Annotated in this window: 12 protein-coding genes; 4 read left to right on the forward strand and 8 right to left on the reverse strand. The window is 46.0% G+C overall.

The genetic code is table 11. The features are described from left to right. Nucleotides 1–28: 28 nt before the first annotated feature. From H8K36_RS07395 to H8K36_RS07405, 3 genes are all read left to right on the forward strand, one after another. Entirely contained in the window at nucleotides 29–1,240 is a 1,212-nt protein-coding gene (locus tag H8K36_RS07395; RefSeq protein ID WP_186914320.1) for an MFS transporter, read from the forward strand. Nucleotides 1,241–1,357: 117 nt separating this feature from the next. After that, nucleotides 1,358–4,147 (forward strand): phosphoenolpyruvate carboxylase, encoded by a 2,790-nt coding sequence (ppc, locus tag H8K36_RS07400; protein ID WP_186914318.1) that lies wholly within the window; start codon nucleotides 1,358–1,360, stop codon nucleotides 4,145–4,147. A 423-nt stretch (nucleotides 4,148–4,570) separates the two neighbouring features. Further along, nucleotides 4,571–5,659, forward strand: coding sequence for a type 1 periplasmic-binding domain-containing protein (locus H8K36_RS07405; protein WP_186914316.1), 1,089 nt, complete (start codon nucleotides 4,571–4,573; stop codon nucleotides 5,657–5,659). Between the two features lie 15 nt (nucleotides 5,660–5,674). Here the strand turns inward: H8K36_RS07405 and H8K36_RS07410 are convergent, their stop codons facing one another. The 8 genes from H8K36_RS07410 to H8K36_RS07445 all read right to left on the reverse strand — a co-directional run bounded on the left by H8K36_RS07410 (nucleotide 5,675) and on the right by H8K36_RS07445 (nucleotide 17,407). Then, nucleotides 5,675–6,991: a HupE/UreJ family protein gene (locus H8K36_RS07410; RefSeq protein WP_186914314.1), complete on the reverse strand. Its 1,317-nt coding sequence runs from the start codon at nucleotides 6,989–6,991 to the stop codon at nucleotides 5,675–5,677. Between the two features lie 37 nt (nucleotides 6,992–7,028). Continuing rightward, nucleotides 7,029–8,240: a DUF3500 domain-containing protein gene (locus tag H8K36_RS07415; RefSeq protein ID WP_186914312.1), complete on the reverse strand. Its 1,212-nt coding sequence runs from the start codon at nucleotides 8,238–8,240 to the stop codon at nucleotides 7,029–7,031. Nucleotides 8,241–8,422: 182 nt separating this feature from the next. Beyond that, nucleotides 8,423–9,805: a sigma-54-dependent transcriptional regulator gene (locus H8K36_RS07420; RefSeq protein WP_186914310.1), complete on the reverse strand. Its 1,383-nt coding sequence runs from the start codon at nucleotides 9,803–9,805 to the stop codon at nucleotides 8,423–8,425. 57 nt (nucleotides 9,806–9,862) lie between these two features. Continuing rightward, nucleotides 9,863–11,182, reverse strand: coding sequence for a sensor histidine kinase (locus tag H8K36_RS07425; RefSeq protein WP_186914308.1), 1,320 nt, complete (start codon nucleotides 11,180–11,182; stop codon nucleotides 9,863–9,865). 347 nt (nucleotides 11,183–11,529) lie between these two features. Then, a complete protein-coding gene (locus tag H8K36_RS07430) occupies nucleotides 11,530–13,014 on the reverse strand; it encodes a 2-dehydro-3-deoxy-6-phosphogalactonate aldolase (protein WP_186914306.1) in 1,485 nt (494 codons plus the stop codon). Further along, nucleotides 13,011–13,940 (reverse strand): 2-dehydro-3-deoxygalactonokinase, encoded by a 930-nt coding sequence (locus H8K36_RS07435; protein WP_186914304.1) that lies wholly within the window; start codon nucleotides 13,938–13,940, stop codon nucleotides 13,011–13,013. Before H8K36_RS07435 ends, H8K36_RS07430 begins: the two co-directional genes overlap by 4 nt. Next, nucleotides 13,924–14,658, reverse strand: coding sequence for an SDR family NAD(P)-dependent oxidoreductase (locus H8K36_RS07440; protein WP_186914302.1), 735 nt, complete (start codon nucleotides 14,656–14,658; stop codon nucleotides 13,924–13,926). The genes H8K36_RS07435 and H8K36_RS07440 overlap by 17 nt, the downstream gene beginning before the upstream one ends. Before the next feature lie 52 nt (nucleotides 14,659–14,710). Continuing rightward, nucleotides 14,711–17,407, reverse strand: coding sequence for a TonB-dependent receptor (locus H8K36_RS07445; RefSeq protein ID WP_186914300.1), 2,697 nt, complete (start codon nucleotides 17,405–17,407; stop codon nucleotides 14,711–14,713). Nucleotides 17,408–17,766: 359 nt separating this feature from the next. On the opposite strand from H8K36_RS07445, the gene H8K36_RS07450 reads away from it, so the two are divergent. Continuing rightward, nucleotides 17,767–17,991, forward strand: coding sequence for a hypothetical protein (locus H8K36_RS07450; protein WP_186914299.1), 225 nt, complete (start codon nucleotides 17,767–17,769; stop codon nucleotides 17,989–17,991). Nucleotides 17,992–18,271 lie beyond the last annotated feature (280 nt).

The raw sequence follows: 18,271 nt of genomic DNA on the forward strand, positions 1-18,271 counted from the left end.
CTCTTTTTATCGAAAGCCGTATTGAACAATGAATCAACAAAAAACTAGCAAGCTTCGTTGGGCAATATTGGCATTATTATTCTTGTCGACCGTATTAAACTATTTGGATCGGCAAGCGCTCTCCATCCTGACTGTAGAGATTCAAAAGGACATGCAAATGTCCACAATGGAATATGCCAGAATCGTACAGATATTCTTAGTGACATATACTATTTCACTATTGGGAGCGGGTTGGATTACAGACAAACTCGGCACCAAAGTCTCATTAGCATTGTTTGTTGGCTGGTGGTCCATTGCCAACATGCTTACCGGGCTTGTTCAAAGTGTCTTCCAATTAGGTATAACACGGGCGTTGCTGGGCCTCGGCGAAGGGGGTAACTATACTGCCGCGCCAAAAGCAGTTTCGGAGCACTTTGCCCCCAAAGAACGGGGAGTTGCAGTTGGTGTGTATACGGCTGGAGCCATGCTTGGCGCAACTATCGCCCCTCCACTTATTGTGTGGTTGGCCTCGACCTATAATTGGCGTTCAGCGTTCTTCATCACTGGCGCCGCCGGGCTAGTTTGGCTTATTGTGTGGCTCGCTATTTATAAGTCTCCTGAATACTCCACCTCTGACGCAACTCCTTTGACACCGATACCACTGAGACTTATTCTTAAGGACCGCTCAGTTTGGTTACTCGCTTGTGCTCGCATGCTAGCTGATCCGGTATGGTATTTCTATTTGTTTTGGTTTCCCAAATACCTAGAAGAGAGTCAAGGAATGTCCCTACTGCAAGTAGCACAGTTAGCATGGATTGTTTATCTAGCCGCAGATATTGGCAGTCTTTCTGGCGGAATATTCTCCGGTTATTTGGTGAAAAGAGGCATGCATCCGCAAAAAAGTCGCTTGGTCGTTATCACAGTGGCAGCGATGTTTGCTCCACTCGGCATGCTAATCGCAACGGGCCTAGAAACCCACTATATGCTAGGCCTAGCTGCTATGGTCGCATTCCTACATCTGATGTTCATGGTGAACATCACAACACTAATCGTCGACAAATATCCCTCGCGCGCCGTCGGTACTATATTCGGCATTATTGCCGCTGGAAGCAGCGTCGGTGGAATTTTATCGACCCAGGTAGTAGGTCACTTCGCGGCCGCAAATCAGTATCAGATGCTGTTCGTATTCATGGGATTGCTACATCCAATAGCATGTGGCTTTACTTGGCTTTCAAGCAGGCAAAAACCAAACTTTGCCTAATATTTTCCAAAACAATTCGACGCTTTCAAAAGTTTAAACAGTCAAAACTGGGATTAAGCCGCTACACGTTGGCCGCTGTGGGCTTCTCATTTCAAATACACTACCTACTGCGAAATTATGAACACTCACCTATATAGCCAAGTCGACACGACTGACACAAATAAAGACGAGATTCTTCGCAATGACATTCGCCAACTTGGACGAATATTAGGCGATACCGTTCGCGAACAGCATGGTGCAGAGATTTTTAATCTCATTGAGAACGTACGTCAGAATTCAATTCGTTTCAGTCGAGATCTCAATCGACCAGCGCGGCACGAATTGGAAAGTATTCTAGACTGCTTAACGAACGATCAAACAACACTACTTATTCGCGCATTTAGCTACTTCTCCCATCTCACGAATATCGCGGAAGACCAGCACCATATACGTCGGACCCGCGCGCATTTAATAGGCGGATCGGCTGCACGAAAGGACAGTTTAGTAAATGCGATCTGCGAACTTCATAAAGCAGGGATTACCACAACGGCTCTACTCAATTTTTTCGAATCGGCAACGATTATCCCAGTGCTCACTGCACATCCCACGGAAGTTCAACGCAAGAGTATCTTGAATTGCCAGATGGTCATTACCCGCCTCCTAGACGAACGTGATCGAATAAAACTAACTCCAGAAGAACTTCACACAAACGAAGAAGGAATTAAACGAGCGATTCTGACTCTTTGGCAAACACGAATGTTACGAACATCCAAATTATCAGTGTTAGACGAAGTAGAAAACGGACTGAGTTTTTACGATCAAACATTTCTACGCGAGCTCCCACATCTGTATGCAAACTTAGAAGATCGAGCATTTCAATTTGACTCAAGCAGTAAGGAAATCGAACTACCAACATTTATGAAAATGGGTAGCTGGATAGGTGGTGACCGTGACGGCAATCCATTCGTCACCGCAGAAGTGCTCGAGGAAACACTTGCGATGCAAGCGAAGCGCGTTTTCCTGTTTTACTTTGATGAACTTCAAATGTTAAGTTCGCAGCTATCGATGGCCACACTGCTAGTTGAAGTTTCTTCGAAATTAGTCGCGTTAGCTGCCCTATCTCCAGATCAATCAGCGCATCGCGCTGATGAACCATATCGCCGAGCAATTAGCCACATTCAATCTAGGCTATCGGCAACTTTCAATTGGCTAGCACTGAAAGAAATAGACAGTGGTGTGGCCAAGAACGAAAAAATGTCGCATCACTATTCTAGTGCTAAGGAGTTTGTTTCGGATCTTGATATCATCCATGAGTCTTTACATGCAAATGGGTCGATTGCACTCACAAAAGGTAGGCTTCGCCATCTTCGTCGCGCCGTACGTATTTTCGGTTTCTATCTAGCACCTATCGACCTCCGACAGAATTCAGACGTACACGAACGTGTTATTGCGGAACTATATTCTGCCGTAACTCCATCGGTAAACTACCTAGACCTGGACGAGAATCAACGGGTGACTCTATTGATGAATGAAATTCGTTCAGCGCGACCGCTCACTTCAGATTACTTATCGTATTCAGATGAAACGCATTCTGAGTTAAGTATCTTTCGAGCAGCCTTTACGGCGCATCAAAAGTATGGAAAGGACGCTGTTCCGAACTGCATCATATCTAAAACCAATAGCGTATCAGACATACTTGAGGTCGCTTTGCTACTCAAAGAGTCTGGTTTACTACATCCGATTGAAGGAAAACTAGACGTCAATATCGTCCCATTGTTCGAAACCATTCATGACCTGCAATCGAGCAGTAACATCATGAATAGTTTATTCAACATACAGCAATACACACGGCTATTAGAGAGTCGAGAAAATGCGCAGGAAGTCATGCTTGGCTACTCAGATAGCAACAAGGATGGTGGCTTCCTCACGTCTAACTGGGAACTGTATAAATCGGAACTTGAGCTCATCCGAGTATTTGCTAGACACAGGGTACGTCTCCGCCTATTTCACGGCCGAGGCGGATCAGTCGGTCGCGGGGGTGGGCCCAGTTTCCAAGCAATCATCGCTCAACCTGCAGGCGCAGTTCAAGGTCAAATTCGACTCACTGAACAGGGAGAAGTGATTACCGCGAAGTACGGAAATCCAGAGTTAGGCCGGCGAAATCTAGAGGTGTTGGTAGCGGCCACATTAGAGGCAAGCCTGCTTGGCAAAGCGACCGAGGTTACCTCCCCTCTTTTTCTATCGACTATGGAAGAACTCTCACGCTTCGCGTTCCGCACTTATCGGCAATTAGTCTACGAAACAGAGGGGTTTGAACGCTATTTTTGGGAATCCACCGTGATATCTGAAATCGCGAATTTGAATATTGGAAGTAGACCCGCGTCCCGTAAAAAGACAAGCTCAATTGAAGATCTACGAGCCATTCCATGGGTATTTAGTTGGTCACAATGCCGCCTGATGTTGCCAGGTTGGTTTGGATTTGGTTCTGCCGTCGAAAGCTATATCGCTGCACACCCAGAAAATGGCCTAGAAACACTTCGATCGATGTTTAAGAGTTGGCCATTTTTCTCGAATTTGCTCTCAAATATGGAGATGGTTTTGGCAAAAAGTGATATCGGAATCGCGAGTCGCTATGCACAACTGGTAACCGACACTGGAATACGGCATCTGATATTTTCGCATCTCGCGCTCGAACATGAAACCACGATCTCTATGCTAAAGGCAATATCCCAGCAGGACGAATTACTCGAAGCAAATCCGCTTTTGAAACGGTCCATATCCAACCGTTTCCCCTACCTTGCGCCATTAAATCATGTCCAAGTGGAATTACTCAAGCGCTACCGTAATGGCGATCTCGACGAGCGAGTAAGGCGAGGTATTCATTTATCGATAAACGGTATCGCTGCTGGGCTACGAAATAGCGGTTAATGTCTGACATCGCCATACAAAGGTAAGCAATAAGGCAGTTTAAGCAGGCCTCTATAATTACTCCTATTAAGAGAGTGGGGAGCGCTATTTCTTTCTGAAGTGACCTCACTTCACACGAGATTCGCATGCACCATATATTCCTTATCTGGGAATAACTTCGAGGTCAATTCGTCGTGTACGATTTATCCCAAAAACCAATAATTGAATTGACTATCTAGACACGATATCGTTACAGTATGTTGTACCTACGTTCAATGATTTCGAGAATAGAAAAAGGGCAGGAGTGAAGTAATTTAATTGAGAATTCATAAGAAAAATGATCTTGTTCCCATCATTTGCCATTATGAATGCCCGCTTAAGAAAATGACTCCACTCCCACTTCGGCAACTTGGAGACTTAGCTCTCCACGCTCAAAGGTGATGAATGTTTAGCAGAGCTGGTTTCGCAACGATCGTTCTCTTTTTTTCACTATCGTTTATTGCAAACGCAAACTGCTTCGCTACGCCCTCCACATCTGATTCTTGGGGCGATCGCTTACTTTGGGATGGCCCAATTTTTGGCCCTCAGAAACAAGCAAACAAGAAAGTCTTCTTCATTGGCCATGATTTCAAAAATGGAGGCATCACAACGCTCTATCGAAGCCTGTACCTTGCAACGACAGAACTAGATTGGAGCCTAAATGTAGAAGATGGCAAAGGTGACGACGAAAAAATAAAGACATCAATGCTAGCGGCTATACGCGCTCAACCTGATGCGATCGTTCTGGCAGGAATCGACCTAAACGAATCTTTCGACGACTTGTGTGATCTTGCACAAAAATCGAAAATTATATTGATTGGATGGCATACAAGTTCGAAGCCTGGCCCAACCAAGCGCTTATTCGTTAATATCACAACCAAAGCAGAACAGGTCGCAAAGGATGCGATTGATCTCATCAAGAAATCACGCCGCTCCAAATCGATCGGAATCATTCTGATCAATGACAATCGCTTCGAAATCGCCAATACGAAGAGCTCACTACTGAAAGCAAGCATAGCAAAATGCAATTACTGCACTTTACTGACCACCGAGAACATCGAAATTGGCAAAGTCAATGCTGAAATTCCTCTGGCAGCAGAGCGTTGGAATAAACTCTATAGTAAAAAATGGACGCACACTTTGGCGATTAATGACGCATATTTCGACGCTATCAACGTTCAGATGTCGATTCTCAACCGTAAAGATGTTCAAAACATCTCTGCCGGCGATGGCTCGTATATCGCGCTTAGCAGAATCAAATCAGGCAGATCACAACAAATCGCCTCGGTCGCTGAACCTATTGGTGTGCAGGGATGGCAAATTGCCGACGAATTGAATCGGGCATTTGCTGGACAACCACCTAGTGGATACATTGCAAAGCCGATCATTGTTACCACTTCACTATTACATGAGATCCAAGGTCAAGAAATCGACCAATTTTTAAAATACAAAATCCACTATCGCGCAATTTGGTTTCAAGGATCCGGTTTGTAATTACAGCGACTGATTTTATTTCAATCGCTGTTTCTTGTTGAGACTCGCCAAACGTAACTGGAACAGTGTTCTGCATGCAATCGACAATAGAAACAAGCAACTTGCAATTTCAAATGCATGTTTTGGTAGCTTGTCGACAATTATCGTGAAAGGGCTACTCCATCCAATCGTTCGCTCAAACAACCACCCAATTGCTGCACTTCCAGCTAAGATTGAAACCGCAAATCGAATAAATGAAAGGCCAGGAGTTTTGCTCAAAATGATGAGTGATGGAACCACAGCAAGAACGACTGCAATTTGTACAACTTCGATACCAAAATTAAATCCGAGCACAGCACTGATTAAATGCGAAGGGTCAAGATTAAAGACTGATAACGAAGACGCAAAAGCTAATCCATGTACTAGTCCAAATCCTCCAGCGACCCATGCTTCACGCCTAGGATAAATCGGTCGCAGACAATGAATGGCTGAGATCAACACTGAAGCAGCGATGACTATTTCGACGGGTTCGCTTGGCAAAATTAAAATCTTCGTCGCACCGAGCGCCAATGAAATTGAATGCCCTATCGTGAAAGCGCTTACCGACCACATTATTCCTAGAACCGTTCCCTTCGCTGAGCCCCGGTTTTTCCAACGACCGTTCTCTGCCACGAGGGCTCCAGATAGAATCAACGTAATCAAAAACAATACATGGTCGACGCCATCCGAAATATGCTCGACGCCAAGATCAAGCATACCCAAAAAGCCAGCGAAACGAGACGAATTTCCTCTTCTGATATGAATGTCATACTCGTTAAACCCGAGCGATCCGATTAATTCGGGTTGATTCGCCAATACACCTCGATCCCAATCTGTTTGAATAGATAGCACTGCGACATGTGTAGCTATCTCGCGCAAAATGACTTCATATCTCAAACTCAAGTCTGTCAGGCTTTCGTCTTTACGCGAAGGAATCAAGCGGACTAGGGCTCTCACTTCATCTATGTTTACTGATACAGGTGGCTGTAACGACTCAACCTCAACCTTCCAGAGATCACCACCTTCACCTCTTGCTTGAATTCGTCTCGAAATGTAGCTACCCAGTGCGTCTCTCTGCTTTTCAAAAGTATCTGAAGACTTAGATAACACCATCCCAGTCGCGATTTCAAGTCGGTCAATCGGTAGACGAAGTTCGAGCAAGACATGATCCTGCCGATAATGGAGCAAGACACTCGATTTAGGCATGTCATGAGCAAAGCATGCTGAGCTCACAAACATGCCTGCGATAACGATAGTCAAGGCCGCATGGATAACTCTGATGAAATGAGAAATACGTAAGAAATAGATATTCATGCGTTAGTACCTAAAGTCGACTTAAGCTGAGCTACAATCAGAAGCTAAAATTTCCGCCGTAGTCCATAGTCTTATCGCGCCAAATACTGTGGTAATGATTCTGATCACGTATAACGATGCCGCCTTGGACAGAAAATTCGATCCAAACACGTGGTCCATCAATACGAACATAAGATCCTTTCGTACTAAGGTCAGAATAACTAGCCCAAGAAATATAGGTCTGATTCAAAGATGCCGCAGTAGTATAGGCCTGCAGTTGCGCTGTTCCTGCCGCATCGCCCGCATAGGAAGCAATAGCTGCTTTCACCAGTTCCTGCTGGCTCGCACTAAGACTGCTCACGGACAAACCAGATGCAACCGTTGGGAATTTGCCGTCGCGTTGCGGAGGCACGAGCAAATCATCATATGCTTGAGGTAATTTGGCTGCTACCATTTGCTCACTACTGAGTCCGGAGAGCATCGCCAAAAGCGCGTCACGTTTATTCTTCATTGGAGCGTAACTCGTTCCAGAATCGCTAAATGACGTTGGCTCAACGCCGACAAACATTGGAGTAGCTGATAATTCTGTGCTTGCACCGTTTCCTGGTCCATTCACACTGATATGTGTCGTGTAGTGATGGCCAGTGAACTGAAGAATCCATGGATTGGTGGCAGAAGGTTCTCCTAGAAAAGCGATGTAATATAAGTCTTTTCCATAGCCGCTGGTAAGGGTGCTCAAATAATTATCAGCACTTCTAAGTTGATTCATTGTTGTCGCGCCCTGCGTCGTCAATGCAGCACTAATTAATGCCTCGGCAGCAAGCTTACTCGTTGCGCTCAGTTGACTGATCGATAACCCATTACGCGGAACAAATCCTACTGGCAAATTCGACCAGCGAGTTGTCGCATTCGTAGACGTGAGTGCATATGTGACACTTGCAAGTTCGGTGCTACTAAGTGTGGCTCTAAAATTATTACTTAAACAAACCAACTTTGCTGACGACGTTGATGCCGTGCTACAGTCTGTTTGTGTGCCGGTACCAGTGCCAGTGCCAGTTGTTGTGCCAGTTGTTGTGCCAGTTGTTGTGCCAGTTGTTGTGCCAGTTGTTGTGCCAGTTGTAGTTCCTGTGGTTGTACTAGTCGAAGCAGAGCTTGTTCCTGCACTCCCGCCACAGGCCATCAATAAAGCCAACGCACTTGTAGCAACAAGTCCTAGTATGGTCTGATTCTTAAACTGCTCACGTTTTAATGGTGGAATTGAATTGGGCATTCTGCTCTCCTTTGAAAATGCAAATCTACGTCATAGCGACGACAAAACAACCAATTCCCTGCAATTCCCATGCCAGATATATTCCCCTAGGGAAATTTCATTATTCCTCTCGATAAGTGCGAGTTTCGCACTTCAATACTGCAAAAACCGCACATTTGAGCCGCAGTGTGCCACCTACAGGGCTAAATCTGATATCGCTTCAACTTGTCGTATAAAGTTCTCAAACCAATTCCAAGTCGCAACGCTGTCGCGCGGCGGTTACCATTTTCAATCTTAAGCGCATCTACGATTGCCTGTCGTTCGATCATTTCCAACGCCCCGACCTCTGGACTAGTACCATTCGCAGGCGAAGGTAGCTCTCGCCCGCCCATGTCTTCGGAGGCGCCGTTCGATAGATTCAAATGTTCTGGTTCGATTGAATTTCCATCTGCGAGTATCAAGGCGCGCTCAAGCGTGTTACGCAGCTCCCGAACATTTCCGGTCCAGCTTGCGACTTTCAGGAGATCATAGGCTCTTTGAGAAATGACTGGGGTTGGCAGTCGCGCCGATTTTGCAATTTGGTCGAGAAGCAAATTTGAGAGCTCTGGAATGTCTTCTCGTCGCTCACGCAAGGCTGGGATTTTAATTGGGAATACAGCAAGTCGATGATAGAGATCCTGTCGAAACCGCCCCTCTTTCACCATCTGACGCAGATCACGATGTGTTGCGGTAACCCATCGAACATCGGCTGAAAGTTTCTTTGTTCCGCCGACGCGAGTATAGCAACGTGTTTCAATCACACGCAGTAGTTTCGCTTGAAGTGGAAGAGCTAGCTCACCAATCTCGTCCAAAAAGAAAGTTCCTCCATCAGCTTCTTCCAACTGCCCAATACGCTGAGCATGGGCACCGGTAAACGAACCTTTTTCATGGCCGAAAAGTTCACTCTCCATCAAGCTGTCAGACAGTGAAGCACAATTAATCGCGACAAAGGGGAATTTTGATCGATTACTCTGTTGATGCAAAGTATGAGCAAAGATCTCTTTGCCACAGCCAGTCTCACCTTCGAGCATGACACTAGCGTTTGTCTTTGCAACCCGTCTCAATGCATCGATCACCGGCAACATAGTCGGTGCCCCCCAACTCAACTGAAATTCAGGCAAGGTATCGTTTTTAACAGAGTTATCAGGCGAGACTAGAACGGAACTACTATTGGAAATATCACGCGATGCAATTAATGCATCGCGGACGTTTTGCCTCAAGAACGAAGGGCTTGGAAGAGGCTTTTGCAAATAATTAAATGCTCCAAGCCTCATCGCTTCAACGGCACTTTCAATCGCACCATGCGCTGTCAGCAAAATAACGGCTGGAGGATATGTCAAGGCTCGAGCAAACCTTGTGACTGCAATGCCATCAGCGCCAGGCATTCGAACATCCGTCAAGACTAAGTCGACTTTTGTCTCACGCAAGAAATCGATCGCGAGATTACCGTCTTCAACTGCTTTAATCCGATGCCCAGCCATCTCCAAAGCCTCAACTAGGAAACTACGCACACCTTCGTCATCTTCCGCGATTAAAATACTCGCCATCAGACTTCCCTCAATTTTTGATCAAACAAAAAAACTAGTCGCTCAATGAAATGATTTTCATTTCATCTTCTGCGGTAACTTTATACGAAAAATTGCTCCTCCTCCTGGCCTATTTTCACCGCTTACCGTTCCACCAAGCTGATTAACAGCTCGTCTCACCGCCGCTAGGCCCAATCCCGTGCCCACACTACGGGTCGATACAAGTCGCTCGAAGATTTCCTCTTCGCTTCCTGTTTCCAAACCTGGACCTCGATCACAGACCTCGATCACGGTAAATTCATCATCTGTCTTAAAAACGAGTTCGATCACTGTTCTCGGGGCAGCTTGTTGAGCATTTCTTACCAGGTTAGATAGTGCCATCACCAACCTCGTTGTATCTGTGTAAATTATTTCAGGAGCATTCGAAAAATCCGTAGAAATTTCGGCCTCTGCGACTACTAAGAATAATTCTGCAACGAGTTGTTGCGGAGAGATTAACTTCAAATCGAGCGGACTATTTCTGACAAAATCTAACAATACGTGAGTTAGTTTTTCCAAACGTTCCGCTTCTACTACAATTCGTTCAGCTTTTTTAAGTGCAGAAGAATTCAGAGTATTTGAAGAAGTCAGCAAATCTGCCAGCAATTGGCTATGGCCCTTCAAAGCCGCGAGTGGATTTCTAAGTTCATGCGCAACCACAGCTGACATTTCTCCCAATAGAGTCAGTTGACGATCGCGTTCTGCACGGTGCTCGATTTCCCGCAACATAATCGCGTTTCTCGTAAAGACCAGAGCGAGCACTAGCAATACAGATGACGCTAGCCATACAATGAGGTTGCTCCGAAAGGCCGTTGATGTCAGTTGGGCGATTAATGGCGTCTCAAATTCAACAATGACACGTCCAACAAAATTGACATTCTGATCGCCACTTGGGGCGGCAGGTAGATGAGGAAGAGAGATAGCCTTATCATCACTGGCAATTGGGCTCTGGAGCAACTGCTCCAACGTAGGCAAGACAGGTGGTAGCACGCCGACTAACCGTGCACGTTGATCCACGAACCGAACGTCTCCAACGGGCCAATCAGGGTCCTTCATTAAAGGGGCGCCAGCTTGTTCTACTATCTTGCCATTAATGCTCACAGCGATATAGCGCAAGCCCTTCGATTCGAAGCTCCGGAGCACCTTTGAAAGAGGTGTAGCAGTGATGGGTTGCTCCGTTGCGCGCGTCTCTTGCAGAATGCGGCTAATAAGCGCGTGCCCCTCGCCAGATGCCAGCGCTAGCTTTGCTTCCGCTAGACTTCGACTTGCAACATAACTATTTAACAGAAGTATAAGCGCAGCAACCGAGGCGATAGCGAGGAAGCCCCATGTATAGATTGAATATTTGCGCGAATGCATAGGTCAGGTTCACTCACTCAATTAATTGTGGCTATTTGCTGGAGAGATCCAGACTCAGACGCCCGAGTAACTTAGGCATTGTGCGAGTCTAATCTCAGAATGCTGGATTTTCACATCTGTATCGACTTCATGCGAAATTCAATTTCCTAAGATTATCTCATTTTCACAGCTATCAAACCCGAGATTCGAACACTGATTAAGTGAACTCGCTTTTTCCCAACACTTAAAAAACCATGATCCTAACAGATCGACGATATCCTAATTTCAACCGACAGAAGACTGATTGCGAAAACCCACGCATTGAATGCAATCAAATCTTTATGAGGCAATGACAACAACGTCCAACTTCAGTCACAAAATTCGATTGCAAACAATGCCCCAGCTCCCGGCTCGCTATCAAGCTGCGCTTCACTTAATCGCATTCGCGACGTGGTGACAAATAGAGAGCCATCCGACGAGAAACAAGCGCTGCTGACATTAGAACTCGGAATTACAATCGTTTGTAGAATCTCGCCATCCGGCGAAATCTGCACCACCATTCCACCACCCCACATTGCAACCCACAAGCTTCCATCGTTGGCTAGAGCCATGCCATCAGGTTTGCCCATGAGCCCCATGAAGTCACTGATGATGACCGGTTCACGAAGACAAGCATTTTGTTCATCAACCGAATATGCAATTAGAGTCCTACTAAGAGTATCAATAACATAGAGCCGTGCACGTGCGAAATCGTACGCCATGCCATTTGGCACTCCTAGTCCACTGGCAACCTCTACAACTGGGGAATCGACGGAAGCTGCATAAAATATCGCCCCCTTCCCCGCCAATAATCCTTTGTGCATCGATCCTACCCACATCCCCCCCCGAGAATCGATTGCGAAATCATTGAAACGACAACCATCCCTTTGATCAGCGATAACCGTTTGCTCAACCATTCCAGTGAAGGGAAAAACCTTACACAGGCCGTCTGCAGTCACGCCTACCATCTGCCCAGATGCGTCAAAACCAATTGACCAAACAGCCTTATCGAGAACAACGCTGTCCTGCGCGTCACCGTCACGATCAGAAGAAAATAGTAGTTTGCGAATCGGATCAACCCAGTAAACTTTGCCACCTTTCTCGCACCACTTTGGTGACTCACCGATAATCGCATGCGGATTAGAAATTTGTTTAATACGTCGTTGTAAGCGCTCGATACTTAATGCTGAGACCAATTTAGTTGCCCTATCACGTATAGTTTCAATGGTCATACCTGTGCGAAATAGGTCAGAACCTATTCCAAATGCCTTTGCTCCAGCCGCAAATAAAGCACTGCCATTTGCAGCACCTACACCACCCACTGCAACTACAGTAACATCACGCGGCAGCACAGCATTCATCGCTGCAAGATCAGAAACTCGACCTGACGCAGGAAAAAATTTAAGGAATTTTGCTCCTGCGGCTAAGGCTTCAAACGCTTCTGTCGGAGTAACAAAACCAGGAATCGGCACCAGTCCATACTCAAGTGCAGCCCGAATCACCTGTGCATTTGTGTTGGGAGAGACGGAAATTTTTGCTCCTGTACTTGCAAGCATCTTGACTTCTTCTACCGTCGTCACCGTTCCAGCGCCGATTAACATCTGATCGCCGAAATGTTGAACAAGTAGACGTATCGTCGCAAATGGATCGGGAGAATTAAGAGGAACTTCGGCAACCCTAATACCGGCATTAAACAATGCTCCCACAATACCTAGAGCCTCTTCTTTCCGTATTCCCCTCAAGATCGCAACGATCGGTATTTGTTGGAGAGCACCACTTAACTCCTGTTGAATGAGATCGAGTCGCTCACTCATGAGTTCGTCGCCACATGCAGTGCACGAAACCCTGCAAGGCAAGCTTCACGCGAATCAACGATCCAAGCACGAACTCCGAGTGACGTAAGGGCACTCGCGTACATTTTGCAGACAACACTATTTCCAATTAAGGGAATAGAGTTACCTTTCAGCTGAGGATATATCGTCAACGCATCAGCAATCTCTGAGCCGATCAAGAGCCCACGCAGATATGACGCCGAGTGTTTTCTCTCCAACAAACCTCGAATGACACGCGCCCTCGCACCAAATAGAAGTGTTCCCAAGCGAAGTTGATGCTCCTGCGACTGGCGAACACCCTCCAAAAATTCAGGGCCATCCGCAGCCTCCCCATCTACTATCGAAGCCAAAAGACCTGAAGCTGTGAGCTTATCGAAAATTTCGCCAGACATGCTGGTAAAGAACTCAGTAATGCGCCCTTCTTGAAACCGCGCCCACTTTGTGTGCGTTCCAGGCAGTGCCACAAGGCCACTCCAGTCAGGTCGAATAGATGCCAAGCCAAACAACTCGATCTCTTCACCTCGCAAGATATCTGGCCCGCCATCAAATTCACGTTCACAGCAAATTCCTGGAACAAGGCGAACAGGTACGGTACCAATGGTAGTGCCAATCGAAGCTCGGGCAACATCTTTCAAATTTGAAGGAGCCTCAACATAGGGCGCCTCTTGCCACCCAATATTGGAACCTACCATTCCACAGGCATAAACTGAACCATGATTCGGCCAACGATCAGACAATTGGTTCATCAAATTGGCCATCCCTTCCCGGCCAAGACCTGAGACGCCAGAAGGCTGGCTCCATTCATCTAACAGTGTTCCATCTGCTGCGATTCGATACGCGCGAAAATTAGAACTTCCCCAATTTACACCAACAAAAGAATCCAATAATACATTAACGGCGGGTTGCACTTGCACCTCCATCTATAGGGTGAATCGCACCGGTAATCCATGAGGACTGATCCGATGCCAAAAATAAAGCTAGTTCTGCCACTTCTTCGGGCATTCCGAAACGTGCTAAAGGGTGACGATTAACGTTCTGAAGTAGTGCGAGATCACCGTCCGGCAGTGCTTCATACGATGCTCGCAACATTGGGGTATCGATAGATGCTGGTGCGATCGCATTGACACGAATCCCAAATGGCGCTAACTCGACAGCCGAACTCTTGGTTAAGCTATTGAGTGCAGCTTTTGAAGCAGCATATGCCACGTGGCTAGGCGTAGCGAAGCTCGCATTAATCGACGATAACAAGATAATGGAGCCGCTGCCCTTTTCTTTCATATCAGGAACGCATAGTTTCATCAAACGTACGGCTCCGATTACATTCACGTCGTAGATATCTGCGTAAGCCTCAACTTCATTTTCTAGACTCCCTCCTCGAGGGCAGATCGCTGCGGCGTGAACAATAATATCTATTTTCCCAATTCGACTTTTCACCTGCCCGACCGCATTTGCCAATGCATCCGTTGAGCGAACATCCGCTACGAAATTACAATCTGCATTTGCGGTCAGGCGGCTATCAAGTCCTGCAACAAGCGCACCTTCGCCTCGAAAAAGCTTTACGATCGCCGCACCAATACCGCTTGCAGCACCAGTAACAACAGCGCAGCGTCCAGATAATCGATTCATGTGCACTTATTAACTCCTTAGGAACTGACCATTTATTTCTAATTACTCAAAATTACAATTTAACATTCATACTCAATTTGAAGATCGATCCAAATATATTGTTTGTTCGGAGTGCTTCAGATGTGCCGTCGTAGGTTCGCTGTTTACTATTGAGGAGATTACTTCCCTCAAGACTAAAACTTACTTTCGTGCTGTAGTCATATTTAAATGAGAGCGACAGATCTCTATATGTGTCGTTATATATCCCTGTGTTCGCTGCAGACAGGCTCACCAGATACGCATCACGCCAGTTATACGCCAAACGCACGCCAAACGGTCCACTCTCGTAGTAAGTCACCAAATTCACGTTGTTTTTGGACAAGCCAGGGAAAGGCAACTGGCGATTCGTCACATCGCGAATTGGTGTTTTTGAATCAATGTAGGAGTAAGTTGCCATCATCCCTAAGCCATCAAATGCCTTTGGCAGGAATGAAAATGGCATCTGCACCAACATCTCCGCTCCTTGCATGGTCGCACCTTCACCGTTCACTTTACGGTTAATAAGATAGTTGATGCCACCGTAACTTTCAGGACTTTGGCGTTGCACAATAAAGCTAGAAATATTTTTTCTAAATAAACCTACAGATGCCATCCCTTGCTTACCGAAATATCTTTCCAATGAAAGATCGAACTGCGTTGCTCTAAACGGATCTAGGCCTGGAGCACCGCCCGAACCTGTACCAGGGCTTGTTTGTACACCATTTTGAAATACCGCATTATTGGAGAGAGAAATCCCGTTGTTCAAATCTACCGTATTTGGAAATGCAACCACCTTTGCCGCGCCAGCACGCAGGATGGTTTCGCGATTCAACTCCAATGTTGTAACACCCGATGGAAGTGCCTCACTATCGTTACGGCGATAGGTATTCGGAGTTGCTGCACCATTTGCGCCAATCAAATTGCCGATAGAATCCATTTCACGACGCAACAAACGATAACCGAGATTGCCGCCAACAGGCATTTCCCCAACTTCAGTTTCAAAGTTTACCTTCGCATATGCCTCAGTAAAGCGTTCTTTGATTTCAAATGTGCCGGCCAAAGAATTCGTATTTGCACTTGGGTCTAAGCATTGACTATTCTGCGAAATGACAGGAAACGCTGTGAATGCAGAGCAACTCGTAAATACAGCACGAGAAGCGATCAAGTAAGAAGAAGGCAATCCCGAATTGATGCTCGTATTGCTATAGGTAGTCAGAAAATTTCCCAATTGATTGGCCGGTATACCGCCAGCAGGACGCACATCCGTGCGCAAAGGATTTTGTGTCGAATCCAAATTACTCAAACGCGCACCAAAATCGACTGAACTAAAAAATGATCCAGGAAACTTCAATGTAAAGTCCGTTCGGAACGACTTGTTTTCACTAGACGCGCGATAAAGGTTATCGAACAAAATCGTATGACGCAATGAATCTGGATCGAGCAAGTTGATTCCATTTACAGCATAAGTTCCATAGGCGCCATTGCCAAGATCAAAATCAATCGTCGGCGTGATCGTCGCAATAGGCTGCAATCGGAAGTACAACTGATGGTAACTCGAAGTCGATCTACCGGTAGAGATTTCTGCAGACCCTTTCAAATTCTCTGTTAAGGTAAACTTACTTCGAAGTGCGGACGACATAATATCTGAGTCAACATCAGCAGCTTCAGTGTTTGATAAAACAGCGCTTTTTGTTTGGCCTGAGAGCAGCACATTATTCGCTGAATAGACTGCGTTGGTTAGTGAGGTAGTCGGATTAAAAGATAACCAAAAACGATCGCGGTTCGAATTCAACTTTGAATAAAAAGTATCACCAATCAATTCAAACGATTTACTCGGGCGCCACTGCACGGTCGCGTTCACTCCGCGCTTACTTCTGTCTTCACGAATTTCCTGAATGCGAACATCTTGATTTCCAAAAACAGTCTTAGATGGATTGAAGTTCGCATCGGTATAGCTACGGTAACCCGAAAAAGTATCTAAGCCTTGCTGCGACAAACTCCTGTTTTCAGCAGAAACACCAACCAAAACACCCACCGTATTATTTGCAAATTTGCCCGCTGCCAGACCAAATAATTCTTCACCTGTTTTCCCTGGCAAGCGATCTCGCGTGAGAGCGGTCTTAAATGCAAACTGGGTTTCAGGTCCATCAAGAGGCATACGCGTGCGAATATCTACAAGCCCACCAAGTGCACCACTAATTTGATTCGCACCTGCAAGCTTAGTTACTTCGAGTTGCGAGATGATCTCGGATGGTACAAGCGCCATCAAACCGTAGGTAGATGTTCCCAGTTGATCAATACCGGTACCGCCACGCCCAGTAGAATCAAGAATTTCACGGCCATTGAAAAGGGTTACGTTTTGACGCAGACCCCGCACTGAGATACTGGTACCCTCACCAATACCCCGATCCACCTGCACCCCCGAAACTCGAGCCAAGGATTCCGCGACGTTCTTATCAGGTAATTTACCCATATCTTCAGCCACAATCGCATCGACGAATTGAGAAGAGTTTCGTTTTTGATTTCGAGCTGACTCCAAACTACTTCGAATACCAGTAACAACAACCAACTGACTTCCTTGGGCACCAGAATCGGCAGTCGACTTTGCACCACTCTCAGGTGGCGTGTCAGTCCCTTGCGTTTGCGCTAATACCGGATGAATCACCGTCATCGGCGATGCCAAGATAGAGGTCAACAACAGGCCTCGAATCACGCTTTGCTTCTTTTTCATATCGTCTCCATTAGTGTTTTTTTGCTTGCTGAAATATTCAGCAAATGACAAACAAGCTCTTGCAACTCAACATACACAACATCCGTCTACACTCATTTATGTATATTCTGAAGCACCAAAAGTAACATGTCAAGAAAAATGAAAACGTACAATAAATCAAATAAAATAAACTTAAATCATTGATTTAGAAAGATAAAATGGAAAAAGTACATACGGAAATCTGCAAAATACAACCAATTTACAACATTATTTAATGCTTCTATAGCACCAACAATTGAATGACGAGGTCGATTCCGCGTACATACTTACAACATTCATCGCACCCACAATGAAAACAAGCAAGAGCTGTCCCCACCTCCATGGAGACCGAAGAAAATGGTGAACTACCATTACTGGAAGAACTAGATGCCAAGCTCGCCGAAACAAGATTGATTGCACCGGCAGCTAGGATGAGAGTCAACACGCAACCGAAATACAATTGTGTTACGCCACATACAGCAGGCGAGAAGTCACCTGGCAATGAAGAAAAGAATCGCTCTAAACCAAAGGGCTTGATTGAGAGTACGAAACAGGATTACGGTTAGCATCGCGATCAAAGGCCGATCAGATATCGATGCGGGCCACTAAGATTCACACTAACCTATGCGGCCAATATCGAAGGACTCACAGGATTGATAAGCAGATGACATTAAGCACAATCTAAAATACAAAAAGAATTTCCCAGGCCGTGCAAATGAAATGACAACCGCGCGGAGGAACGCTGATGCATCTCAGGCTAAAAATTGAGCTAGCTAGTTCTCCTAGGATACGCATAGACGCCACCTTCAAGATCCTCTTACACTCCTCGTTGGAGGAGCGCTGCAC

Origin of the sequence: Affinundibacterium nitidum (genome assembly GCF_014284155.1) — a bacterium.
Taxonomy (GTDB): Bacteria; Pseudomonadota; Gammaproteobacteria; order Burkholderiales; family Burkholderiaceae_D; genus Undibacterium; species Undibacterium nitidum.